Consider the following 12,812-nt stretch of genomic DNA (forward strand, 5'->3'; position numbering starts at 1 on the left):
TTACACTGTTTAATTAAATTATTTCGTTTACTACTAAACATTCTTCTAATGTTGTTATTTTTTCATTTATTAGCCTTTGGCAGCTATCTTCAAATGTTATCATTCCATTTTTTTGTGCTACTTCTTTAACAATACTAGAATCCTTCATATCCCTTATACATGTTTTTATATCATCATTGATTTCTAGAATTTCATAAATTGCTGTTCTACCAAAATAACCTTTGTCATTGCATTTTTCACAGCCTACAGCTACTTTAGTATTTACATCTCCACTAAAATCATCTTTTATCATAATCTCATGACTACAATGATTACAAACCTTTCTAACTAGTTTTTGAGATATTACACCTATAAGAGATGCATTTAAAAGATATGGTGGGATTTGCATTTCCAATAGTCTAGCTATAGAAGATACTGCATCATTAGTATGCAAAGTGCTTATAACTAAATGGCCTGTTATAGCGGCTCTTACTGCTATCTTAGCTGTTTCTGCATCTCTGATTTCTCCAACCATTATTATATCTGGGTCTTGTCTTAATATAGCTTTAAGACCTACATCAAAACTCAATCCTACTTTTGAATTTACTTGTATTTGACTTATTCCATCCATCTTGTATTCTACTGGATTTTCTATAGTCATTATATTTTTGTTTATCCCTCTTAAATCATTTAATAAGGAATATACTGTAGTAGTCTTTCCACTCCCTGTAGGCCCTGTTACTAATAATATTCCAGCTCTTTTACTTATTATATGATTTATAGAATTTATCGCTTCTTCTGAAAATCCAAGTTCTGATTTATCTTTTAAAAAAGTATCTCTATTAAGGATTCTCAAAACAATTTTTTCACCATATACAGTTGGGATTGATGAAACTCTAATGTCAATTAAACTATCATCTAGCTTTATGTCTACTCTTCCATCTTGAGGAAGTCTTTTTTCTGTTATGTCCATTGAAGCTTTTAATTTAACAACTGTAGCTAATGCTGGATAAACATCTATTAAAAATTTTGATATTTCTTTTAACTCTCCATCAACTCTCATTCTAACTATCAAATGCTCTTTAAATGGTTCTATATGTATATCACTTGCGTTCTCTTTTATAGCTTTCTCTATAAGATTTTCAAATAATTTTTTTGCATAATTTTCATCAAGTTCAAAGCTATTGTAATATTTTTCTATCTTCTCACTTATAAGTTCTCTTCTTTCTTTTTTTAATATAATTTCTTTCCCTGTTGCTAGTCTCAAGTCTTGTAGTGCATATATGTCTTCATCTTCTATTTCTACTACTAGATTGTCATCTTGAAATTCCACTGGAAATACATTATATTTTTTTGCAAGTTTTTCTGGTATTAACATTGGTAAACTGCTTTCCTCTAATATAATCTTACTCACCCTTTATATACTTTAATTTATTAGGTATTTTTAGTTTTTTCATAGAGATATTTTCTTCAGCTTTTATACTAACTTTCATTGGATAAGTACTTTGTATACTATCTAAATATTTACTACCTTTATCTACGTAACTAGATAGTTTATCTTTATCACCAATACATTTTATTTCATAGGGTTGTGCCACTGGAACTCCATTTATATTTATATGGCTACCTGCAAGTACAACTTCTGAGTACTGATTAATTCTTTGACCATTTATTTCTATGTATTTTCCTCCATTTGCTTTTAATTCATTTATGACTTTCACAAGGATTTTATTGTAGTCTATGCTATTGGCAATGTTTCCTGTTTTTTCATCTATGGCATCTATACTTAATACTATTCCGCTACCATTTACATCTGAATATGAAAGACTCTCCCTAAGACTTTCTATTTTAGAGATTTCATCAGAATTCTTTTGATTTTTCTTCATTGAATTAATTTCTTTATCTAATTTATCTTTCTCTTTTGCCAGTTCTTTTATAGATTTTCTTGTTATTCTTATTTCTTTTCTTATTGACTTATCCTTACTTGTATAAACTGTTTCTTCATTGCTATAATCTCTAAATATGGTTCCAACAAGCATACCTAAAATAGTACTTGCTAGTATTATAAACACATATTGTTTTTTCATACTGTATTACTCCTTACAAATTTATTTTTATATGATAATTTTCTTTAATTAAATATTAAACATTTACATATGCTTATTATCTGAACCTCCCATGACTAAAGTCACAGGGTTCCTGCTTCATAGAATTTTGCATACTAACATATGTCTTACCAATTCTCCACAGGCTATCCCCGTAGTTCCTACGGTTCTTACATAAGTTATCTATTTTAAACTGTTATTAGTCTTAATCCTTCTTTTAGTATATTTATACTTGCATTTATATCTCTATCGTGAGTTACATTACAACAAGGACAAATCCATTCTCTTATATTTAAATTCTTTATTGCCTCGTTTTTGTACCCACATTTATTGCATATTTGTGAACTTGCAAAGAACTTACCTACCTTTACAATTTGTCTATCATACCAATTAGCCTTGTATTCTAATTGACGAACAAATTCTGACCATGACACATCAGAAATTAAGCGAGATAGTTTGCGATTTCTAGTCATATTCTTTACCTGTAAATCTTCTATGCAAATAATATCATTCTCTTGTATTAATTTGGTAGATAGTTTTTGTAGAAAATCCTTTCTCTGATTAGCTATATGTTCTTGAAGTCTTGCAACTTTTAATCTTGCTTTATTTCTATTTAAACTACCAATTGTTTTTCTCGATAATTCTCTTTGTAATTTAGCAAGTTTATTTAATGACTTTAGAAGATACTTAGGATTTTCTACAAATTGTCCACAACTTGAGATACAAAATTCTTTAATTCCTAAATCTAAACCTACCTGATTATTAGTATTTTCAAATGCTTCAATATCTATATCAGTACAACATAATGATACATAATATTTACCACTTGGCTCTCTAGATACAGTAGCATTAAGTATTCTCCCTTGAGGTACTTGTTTATCCCTTACTTTGACCATACCAAGTTTAGGTAATTTTATATATTGACTAAAGTACATAATATTTTCATTTGTAAGGTTCGTTCTATATGAAAATCTATTAGTTTTCTTTGATTTAAATTTAGGAAATCCTGTATTTTCTTTAAAGAATTTTTTATATGCGTTTTCTAAATCTTTTAAGGTGTTCTGTAGTGAAAATTTGTCAGGTTCTTTAAGCCAATCTAATTCTTTTTTTAAATTGGTTAAATCAGAACTGCACTGCTTATAAGTAAAAGTTTCTTTATCATTTTCATAAACTTCTATTTTTTTAGAAAGATATTTATTATATACAAATCTACAACATCCAAAAGTTTTGTTAATTAACTCTTGCTGTTTTTTATTTGGATACATTCTAAACTTATAAGATTTTTCCACTACTATCACCTCACTTTACTTGTTTTTTCTGATTATAACTTTAACAAATATAATTATTTAAAACAAGCATTTTGAAGGTTTTTATATTTATTTCTAAATAACATATGTAAGAACCGTAAGTCTTAACTTTTATCATTTTTGAGGTTGTCGTTCACACAAGTTCGTTACTACCTATGCAGTTCTCTTATGAACTTCTTACACTTTCATGCAAGTACAGACTATATCCTATCCTTCGGCATTATCCGTTAATGTCTACCCACCTCCACTACCAATAGCTTGTAGTGTACTTCCCTCAAGAGGAATAGTCGTTGAAGTCTCTCCTATTCGGAGCTTACCTGCTGATTGCCCATTTTAAAGTATTTAGGGTTTAACCTTATACCATCTAACCAATTTTTTCTACTTTTGTAACTTTCACACTTAGTTTTATCCTTATGTTTTAGCTTGGTTAGCTTTAGGGGTTTCCAGCAATTCAATTAGTATTGAATAGGTTCTATCCTATCTCTACATATAAGTTTTTCTATATGCTGACTATTTTAGCTACTAACTCATGACTAAAGTCACGAGTGTGCGTAACTATTTTTTAATCAAAGTTATACGTTAAAATTCATCTTTTAGTATATAATATCATACATTATACTTGTGTCCCCACCCTACTAACATTGAATGTATAGGTATATGAGATTTTGCTATAAGTAGTAAAAGTATCAAATTTAATTATATAACTTATACCTTTAATATATATTAAAGCATAATGCCTAGATATAAAGTATAACGCCTAGATAAATAGATATAAACTAATCTTAAAAGTGTATATTGACAATATTTTTACTTAAACACTATCTTTCTGATTAAATACTTCAATTTAAAAACGTTTCAGAATAAATACATATAGATTATTATTGCAAATGTATATTGTAATTTTTTATATTGACAAAAAACATCCAAATGTTTATACTGTACTTGTATATAACAATACAGTTAAAGAGGTGTTTTTTTGAATATAATTATTTCAAATGGTTCTAGCTTACCTATTTATGAACAAATTAAAGAACAGATTAAAGAACAAATTCTTTCAGGAGAATTAAAAGAAAATGAAATGCTACCTTCACTTAGACAGTTAGCAAGAGATTTAAAGATTAGCGTTTTGACTACTACTAGAGCATATAATGAACTTGAGCAAGAAGGTTTTATTATGAGCCGTCAAGGTAAGGGATTTTTCGTTATGTCAAGTAGCTCTGAACTTATTCGTGAACAGTTAATACGAGAAGTAGAATCAAATCTCAATAATGCAATACAAGCGGCACAAAGAGCGTCTATGACAGATAAAGAAATTATAAGTCTTTTGAGATTATTATTGGAGGTGGAAAAAAGTGAATAATTATTTGGAACTAAAGGATGTTAGTAAAAACTTTAATGATTTTAATCTAAAAAATATAAGTTTTACTTTACCAATGGGATATATAATGGGATTAATCGGCCCAAACGGTGCAGGTAAGACAACAACTATACAATTAATTCTAAATATGTTAGAAAAAGATGAAGGAGAGATTTTAGTTTTTGATATGGACAATGCTAAAAATGAAAATCTTATTAAGCAGAATATTGGTGTTGTATTTGATAATATATTTTATGCAGATAATTGGTCAATAAAAGATACTGAAAAAGCTATATCTATTTTTTATAAGGATTGGAATCACGATATTTTTAAAAGTATGATAACCAGATTTAATCTACCTCTAAATAAAAAAATAAGTGAATTGTCTAGAGGTATGCAAATGAAACTTATGTTATCATGTGCATTTTCTCATAATGCTAAGTTGCTTATACTTGATGAACCCACAAGTGGGCTTGATGTAGTAACTCGTGATGAACTTTTGGAAATTCTACAAGACTACATAAAAGATGGAGATAGAAGTGTATTATTCTCTACTCATATTACTACTGATTTAGAAAAAATTGCTGATTATATCACTTTTATAAATAATGGAGAATTATTTTATACTGGAAGTTTGCAAGATTTATTAGAAAAGTTTAGATTAATTAAAGGAATACCAAGAGATTTAACAGATACACTTAAAAGAGATATTATTGGTCTGCGTGAAACAGATATTGGATTTGATGGATTAATTCATACAAATGATACTGTTAAATACAATAGCTGTATCATAGATACTGCTACTATTGATGATATAGTTATAAAAGTTAGCAAGAGAGGTGTAATAAGATGACCGATTCAATTAAATTTACTAAACTAGATATTTTTACAATGAAATCCTATTTTAATATGAATTTAGTTTTGTTAGCTGTTATAATGCTTTTTTCATATATGGGCTCATCAACATTAACACTTTATATTACTTGTTCTTGGTTTGTTGCCCTTATGATTTCTAACATTTTTGCTATAGAAGAAAAAAATAACTTAAGTCGCTTATATGCTACTCTTTCGATTAAATTAAAAGATATAGTTTTTGGTCGCTATATTTTCATTTTACTTAACTTTGTATTGACAGTATTTCTAATTACTGTACTTTCAATAATAGTATTATTTTTAAAAAGTGAACCTATTGATATTCAAGAAATTATACTAGGAATAAGTACCTCTTTTTTAATTTTTTCTGCTATAGTGGGAGTTCAAATACCTATCTTTTTTAAGATGGGATATCTAAAAGCAAGATTTTGGTCATTAATTCCATATATCATTGTATTAACATTAGTCTTAATGACTTCATTGATTGATAAAATATCATTCGTAATAGATTTTATAATAGGCAACCAAGGCATATTTTCTATTTTGGGGCTTATTTCTAGTTTTATTATTTTAGTAGTATCTTATAAAATATCTTTCTTATTATATAAAAGTAGACGATAATGTAATGATTAAACTTCAAAAATACATATTTTATACTTTGTTTATTTTTATAAGATACATTAAATATTTATCCAATATAATTATATAAAAAACCAAAGATTTATATACATATATGTAAAAGTAAATCTTCTGTACATTGTAAGAATTCAATCATAATAAAATTTCTAATTGGATTCTTACAATGTACAGAAGATTACATATTTTATGTAAACATAGTATTTCTATTAGTTATTTATATATTCTTTTTTATATGCTCAAGATTCACTTTGAAAGTTTTTTCATCTTTTTGAACTTTAAAATTATCATTATCATTAGGTAAAACCGTTATAATACTATCTTTATATTCAGACTTATCAATCTTTAAACTTAATCCTGTCTTATTAGAATCACCATATATATAACAAATAGGTTTTTTATTACTCATAAATACCATTTGCACCATATCCTCACTATCTGTTGGTATGATATTTCTCCATTTATATCCTACAGTTTTATATATTGTTTCAACAGGTGTATATGGTTTAAATACATATAGCTTATCCCATTTAAAAGGAAGTACTTTCCCTAAACTGATTTCTTTAGTTTTACTATCTAGGCTTAAAAGACTTCCATAAAATTCACTGACTTTATCCATTTCTTGATTTTTTTCAAGTGTGGCTAACTGACTAGATTTATCAACAACATTCCATTTATCATTATTTTTTTCTAGTTTAAAGTTAATTTTAGAAACACATTCTCCATGCTTTCCTGGTTGTGTAACTATAACTTGTTCTCCTAAATTATTTTTATAGTCATGTTGTTTAATTTGAACATGTGTATGTCCAGCTACTATTGCATCAATACCATCAACGTTTTGAGCCAAATCTTGTATTCTATTTCCTGGATTTTTAGGTTTTTTAGGTTTCTCACCTGAATGTACTACAGAAACTATAATATCTACTTTATCTTTTTTCATTACATCAACCCATTTTTTTGCATCATCTACTAAGTCATTCATATATAGTTCACCATTATAACCTCCTTGGTCTTTTAACTCTAAAGAATTAGAATCCACATTTTCTCCAACTTCTTTTATTGTAAGACCTAGAATACCTAATTTAACATTACCTTTAGGAGTATTAATATTTTTTATTATATATGGCTTTGTGTAACTACTCCCATCTTTCTTATACGTATTGGCTGATAATACATTAATATCCTGTTTATTAAAATCAGATATCATATTATCTAAATAAAATTTAGAGTTAGATACAAATTCATGATTTCCAAGAACTACAGAATCATAACCTATTTCTTTCATTTCTTTTGCAATAGGAGCTTCTACATACTTTTCTGTTTTATTATCAATGTCAGTTCGTCTATCATCAAAATATTTTTCCATAGTTGAACCAATTGGTCCACTATCAAAGAAATCTCCTGCATCTACTAGAGTTATATTTTTATCTTTTTCTCGTTCTTCTTTTATATAAGAAGTTAACTCATAAGGTAGGTTTCCATGTAAATCGGTAGTTGCTAATACATTTATTTCTGTTGTTTGTTTTAAAGTGCATCCATACATTAGTAGTATAGATAAAAAAGTAATACCTATAATTATTTTATTCTTCATAAATCCTCCAATTTTATTTTTTTAAGTATAAATCTTAATTTAATCCTCTATTATATTTAATTTATAATAAAAATCTAGTATCAATAATACTACACTAATATATAAAAGTCATCTATATATTACATAAAAGCTTACTTATATACCAGAATATGCTCTTGTTTACATAAAAAAAAGTCACTCATAATAGTAACTTTTTTTAATACACCTTTAGACATTATCATCAAAGTCAATTATATAATTCCCTCAATTTTCACAATAAAATAACTCTATAAGATTATAATAAATCTATCTATAGATAAGATATTAATCTTTTACATTTCATTTAATTTTCTTTTTAAGTCTTCAACATATTGTATTTGTATTTTTTTTAAATTCATAAAGAGATAAGATAAAACTTTTATAATAGGATTTTTAACATATATATTTTCTATAAACACTATTTTAGTTTTTTCATTCTCTTCAAAAAATTCACCTTGCCAATTACCATAGAAAAATTTATTTTCCATGTTAAATTTATAAAGCTTATTTTTAGTTTTTTCTGTAACAGTAAATTTTGTACTGTTTCCATCCTTATTGTACTCAATAAAAGTACTTCCATCATCAAATACTTCAATTTTACTTATATCACTTCTCCATTTATAATCACGATTGTCTGTAACTATATTCCAAACTGTTTCCACATCTGCACTAAAATAAGCTGTTATCTCAGATACTCTACATTTTTTCATAAACTCCTCCTATTTTTTATTGGAACCCAAATTTCACTAACATAATTATCTTTATTACTATCTCCTTCAAGGTAAAGTTCAAAATTGAAATCAGCAACTGGTTCATAGCTAGAGCATTGGAAAAACTCACTATATATTTTTACCCATAAGTTTTGAATAGAATTTGGCATGGCACCTGTACACTTAAAAATAGCCCACTTATGAGAAGGTATTTTAAATAAGGTAAATTTATCATTTTTAGGTTTTTCATCCGTCTCAACAGCTGCATAATAATTAAATAATTGTTTGTTTTGTGAAACTGCCATTTCATCTATTCCTAAAATCCCACCTTTTGTAATAGTGTTTTCTTTTACATAAGAAATTAGTTCTCTATACAAACTACTCTTAAACAAGTCTTGCCAAAACCTTGGTATTTGTTTTCTAAATACATCTTCATCTTTCGAAAATTGTTTTTTTAAAGCAATTACTGAAAATTCTCCCTCATCGACAATTTTGTAATCTAAAGTATTTCCTCCATCTAAAGATATTTTTAATGTTATCTTGCTAAATGATTTTAGGCTTGAATTTCCTTTTCTAGCAATAGATGGCGTTATTCCATGAAATCTAACAAAGGCTTTAGTAAAGCTTTCTGCTGTTTCGTAACCATATTTAAAAGCTATGTCTATAATTTTACTATTTGAAGTAGTTAATTCAAGCCCAGCTAGTGTTAATCTTCTATTCCTAATATATTCACCAACAGATATACCTACTAATACACTAAACATTCGTTGATAATAAAACACCGACATATTTGTATACCTTGCTAAATATTCATAATCTAACTTTTCTAAAATATTTTCTTCAATATAATCAATAGATTGTTGTAATCCATCTAGCCATTTCATTTCATATGTACCCCCATATTTTATAATAAATTCTCTAAATTTTCTTGTCTTTTTGTGCAAAGATTTATCTGTTTAAATTATAGCAAAAAACAGCAGACTGCCATAGCTTTAAAGCCATAGCAGTCTGCTGTTGATTATATATACTAGTTAATATTAATTTTAAACAGACATACTTTATATATTTTCCTCATATTTTGAGATTCTCTTAACTAATTCATCTCTCAATTTTCCTACTTCATCAAATCTCATATTCGGACTATAGTAACTTTCTATAATATCATGTTTTGATTTAGCTCTCTTAAGATTTAAAATTGACCAACAAATTAAGTCATCTAAAACTTTCTCATCAAATTTAATATCTTCTTCGTATTTAAGTAATTTTTCTCTATTTAAAAATTGATTCAAATCAATTGTATCTTCATCTTTAAAAGTACTGCTTATAGTTATTCCTATATCTAAATCAGTTAATAATATAGTTTCAATTTTTTCAGGAATAAGCGGATAGTGATAAACTTCTACATTCAAACCTTTCTCAATTGCTTTTTTGTACACTTTACTCAAAAGTGTAGTTTTCCCAGAGCCTATTTCCCCTGACAAATAATAAACCTTCCCTACATCCTTTAAAATATGTTCTGTATAATCTAAGCATCCTACAGGAGTTATCCCTGAGCCAAATAAATGCTTTTCTTTCTTTAACTTTCCTGTACTATCTACTCCATCAAATAATCTTTTTATGAATTCTTCTGTAACTAAATTTACTTTTCCATAGTCCATACAGTCAGAATATTTTTCCTCGATATCTCTAAAAATTGGCTCTGCTGATTTTAAAAATTTAAATGCTCTTTTAAAAGCATTACTAATATCTTTATCATAGTTTGAAATTTCTTGTCTATTTTTTTCTAACTCCTCTGTATTCCAGTAATCTCCTAAATTAATTATCTCGTCCAAAGCACCTGGGAGTTTAGGGTCTACAGTATGTGGAGCAGTTGCATCCATAAGTACCACGCCTAGTTTCTTTATAACTACACCATCCAACGAACTTGGGTCAGAAGGGCAATGATATAATTCAATATCATATCCTCTATGCAAAAACTCTTTATAAATTTTTTTCATTAGTGAGGATTTTCCTACTCCAGGTCCACCCTTTAAACAAAAAACTCTTTTTACATTTTCCGGAATTATATAGTCAAAAAAAGAATATGAGCCTTGTGATGTGTTTCCACCTGGAAATGCCTTTTTTATCTTTCCTTCCATATTAGCGCCTCCTCATAATTTACCATACCTCTTAATTAAGATATTAATATTATACGAGTTTTGTTACAGCTTTATGCTTTTACTAAATATAAAACTTATCATTCAGCAATGACAATAACTTATTTTACTTAATTTCAATCTATTATTTTACTCTAATTTAGATTTTGTCCAAAAGTATAATAAAACCTTCTATATTGTGGTGTAACTGTCTGTGTTGCTTAAATCTAATTGTCTCGATTGTTATTTTATGTTAAAATAAAATTAAAAAATACATCTGTTTTTCTTCAGAAATGGGTGAAATTCCCTATCGGCGGTAAAAGCCCGCGAGCCTTATGGCAGAATTTGGTCAAATTCCAAAGCCGACAGTAAAATCTGGATGGTAGAAGAAAATAGTATACGAGTACCTTTATGTAATTTTACATGAGTAATCTATACAAATCCTTCAACTACCGCATTTATTCATGAAAATAAACATATTCTAAGGTACCTAAGACATAGGTGCTTTTTTGTTGTTTATTTTGTAACTATACTGTACTTATAAAACAAAATCTACTATGTAAAAGATTGGGGTGTTATCAGTGAAACAAAAATGGATAGTATTAATTATCATCTGTATTGGTGTATTTATGTCTACTCTTGATGGAAGTATACTAAATATCGCAAATCCTACAATTGCTGCCGACTTTAAAATTAATATGTCGCAAATCCAATGGGTAGTTACAGCTTATATGTTGGTTGTAACAGCTACTATGTTGTTTTTTGCGAAACTTGGCGATAAGGTGGGTTCAAATTATCTATATACGTTAGGATTTTTTGTATTTACAATAGGTTCCTTTCTATGTAGTATATCTAATAACCTAACAACATTGATTTTATCAAGAATATTTCAAGCAATTGGAGCAAGTATTTTAATGGCAACTGGACTTGGTATAGTTTCTAATGCATTTCCAGCAAATGAGAAGGGAAAGGCTATAGGAATTACTGGAGCAGTAGTTGGGATAGGGAATATGAGTGGTCCTGTAATTGGTGGAATACTTTTAGAGCACTTTGGATGGCCTTCTATCTTCATAATCAATATACCTATTGGTATTATAGCAGTCTTTCTTGGAATAAAATTTCTACCAAAACCTATTTTAGATGAACAAAACAAAAGTTTCGATATTCCAGGACTTCTATTATTTGCATCTTGTACCACACTTATCTTACTTGCAATGAATGGAGAAGGAAATACAAAATGGTATCTAGGAATAATAGCAATTATAGCATTTGTAATGTTGGTATTAAGAGAAGTAAAATTTGAACAAAGTTTTATTGATTTACCTTTGTTTAAAAATAGAAATTTCACTATAGGCAATATTATTGGAATAGCTTGTTATTTTCCTCAAATGGCAGTATTTTTTCTACTTCCTTTTTATCTAGAGCAACTAAAAAATTTATCTCCTATGATGGCTGGTTCTGTCATGACTGTTCATCCACTTATTATGGTACTTATAGCACCTATTTCCGGTTCTCTTTCTGACAAACATGGTGCAAAAAATATTCTGACTGTATCTTTTTCATTTATGACTATTGCTCTGGTTGGAATGGCACTTTTAAAAGCTGATTCTCCATTATATCTTTTGATTCTATGCTTAATTATTTTTGGCTTTGGATTAGGTTCTTTTAGTTCACCAAACAATAGTAGTATCTTGGCAGACGTTCCTCCTCAAAAACAAGGATATGGGGGAAGTTTTCTTGCAACTGTTCGTAATTTGTCATTTGCTCTTGGAACAGCCTTTTTCAGTAGTTTCTTTGCACAAAGACTTACATATCATCAAAAGTCTACAAGTCATACACTAGCTTATGTTGCGGCTAGTAATCAATCTTACTGGATTGCAGCATCAGTATGCTTTATAGGACTCATACTTACCGTTTGCTTTATGAGAAAGACAGAAAAATCTACTTCTTAGTCAAAATTCATTACTAATTATATAAGTCAGTAAATCTTTAAACAAACTAATTTACACTAATTTTATTAATTTTATTAATTTCTAACAATAATTACCGATATTTATTGCTTATAAACAACAAGGATGCCACAAAATTTCCCTTAAAAACA

The 12,812-nt window shown here is 27.8% G+C and carries 11 protein-coding genes and 1 riboswitch; of the genes, 4 read left to right on the plus strand and 7 right to left on the minus strand.

Translation table 11 applies throughout. The features are described from left to right. Nucleotides 1–13: 13 nt before the first annotated feature. The 3 genes from IC173_RS12125 to tnpB form a co-directional block, all read right to left on the minus strand. Nucleotides 14–1,357 (minus strand): GspE/PulE family protein, encoded by a 1,344-nt coding sequence (locus IC173_RS12125; RefSeq protein ID WP_227481847.1) that lies wholly within the window; start codon nucleotides 1,355–1,357, stop codon nucleotides 14–16. A 28-nt stretch (nucleotides 1,358–1,385) separates the two neighbouring features. Next, on the minus strand, nucleotides 1,386–2,066 hold the full coding sequence (locus tag IC173_RS12130; protein ID WP_227435794.1) for a DUF881 domain-containing protein: 681 nt from the start codon (nucleotides 2,064–2,066) through the stop codon (nucleotides 1,386–1,388). A 206-nt stretch (nucleotides 2,067–2,272) separates the two neighbouring features. After that, a complete protein-coding gene (tnpB, locus tag IC173_RS12135; RefSeq protein WP_227855642.1) occupies nucleotides 2,273–3,382 on the minus strand; it encodes an IS200/IS605 family element RNA-guided endonuclease TnpB in 1,110 nt (369 codons plus the stop codon). 985 nt (nucleotides 3,383–4,367) lie between these two features. Here tnpB and IC173_RS12140 point away from each other — a divergent pair. The 3 genes from IC173_RS12140 to IC173_RS12150 are packed head-to-tail and all read left to right on the plus strand — an operon-like array spanning nucleotide 4,368 to nucleotide 6,242. Then, nucleotides 4,368–4,751: a GntR family transcriptional regulator gene (locus tag IC173_RS12140; RefSeq protein ID WP_227435791.1), complete on the plus strand. Its 384-nt coding sequence runs from the start codon at nucleotides 4,368–4,370 to the stop codon at nucleotides 4,749–4,751. Further along, nucleotides 4,744–5,601: an ABC transporter ATP-binding protein gene (locus IC173_RS12145; protein ID WP_227855643.1), complete on the plus strand. Its 858-nt coding sequence runs from the start codon at nucleotides 4,744–4,746 to the stop codon at nucleotides 5,599–5,601. The genes IC173_RS12140 and IC173_RS12145 overlap by 8 nt, the downstream gene beginning before the upstream one ends. After that, complete coding sequence (locus IC173_RS12150) at nucleotides 5,598–6,242, plus strand: ABC-2 transporter permease (RefSeq protein ID WP_227855644.1); 645 nt, start codon at nucleotides 5,598–5,600, stop codon at nucleotides 6,240–6,242. The genes IC173_RS12145 and IC173_RS12150 overlap by 4 nt, the downstream gene beginning before the upstream one ends. A 232-nt stretch (nucleotides 6,243–6,474) precedes the next feature. On the opposite strand, the gene IC173_RS12155 is transcribed toward IC173_RS12150, so the two are convergent. The 4 genes from IC173_RS12155 to IC173_RS12170 form a co-directional block, all read right to left on the minus strand. Then, nucleotides 6,475–7,848 carry a metallophosphoesterase gene (locus IC173_RS12155; RefSeq protein WP_227855645.1) on the minus strand — a complete coding sequence of 458 codons (1,374 nt, stop codon included), beginning with the start codon at nucleotides 7,846–7,848 and terminating at the stop codon, nucleotides 6,475–6,477. Nucleotides 7,849–8,159: 311 nt separating this feature from the next. Continuing rightward, a complete protein-coding gene (locus IC173_RS12160; RefSeq protein WP_227855646.1) occupies nucleotides 8,160–8,576 on the minus strand; it encodes an SRPBCC family protein in 417 nt (138 codons plus the stop codon). Next, on the minus strand, nucleotides 8,573–9,460 hold the full coding sequence (locus IC173_RS12165; protein ID WP_227435774.1) for an AraC family transcriptional regulator: 888 nt from the start codon (nucleotides 9,458–9,460) through the stop codon (nucleotides 8,573–8,575). The genes IC173_RS12160 and IC173_RS12165 overlap by 4 nt, the downstream gene beginning before the upstream one ends. A gap of 174 nt (nucleotides 9,461–9,634) precedes the next feature. Beyond that, nucleotides 9,635–10,714: an ATP-binding protein gene (locus tag IC173_RS12170; protein WP_227481844.1), complete on the minus strand. Its 1,080-nt coding sequence runs from the start codon at nucleotides 10,712–10,714 to the stop codon at nucleotides 9,635–9,637. 276 nt (nucleotides 10,715–10,990) lie between these two features. After that, nucleotides 10,991–11,106: riboswitch (FMN riboswitch) on the plus strand. A gap of 186 nt (nucleotides 11,107–11,292) precedes the next feature. Between IC173_RS12170 and IC173_RS12175 the strand changes: the two genes are divergently transcribed. Beyond that, the gene (locus IC173_RS12175) at nucleotides 11,293–12,663 is read left to right on the plus strand and encodes an MFS transporter (protein ID WP_227855647.1); all 1,371 of its coding nucleotides are present in this window, start codon (nucleotides 11,293–11,295) and stop codon (nucleotides 12,661–12,663) included. The last annotated feature ends 149 nt before the right edge of the window (nucleotides 12,664–12,812 follow it).

The organism is Clostridioides sp. ES-S-0048-02, assembly GCF_020658495.1.
Classification (GTDB): Bacteria; Bacillota; Clostridia; order Peptostreptococcales; family Peptostreptococcaceae; genus Clostridioides.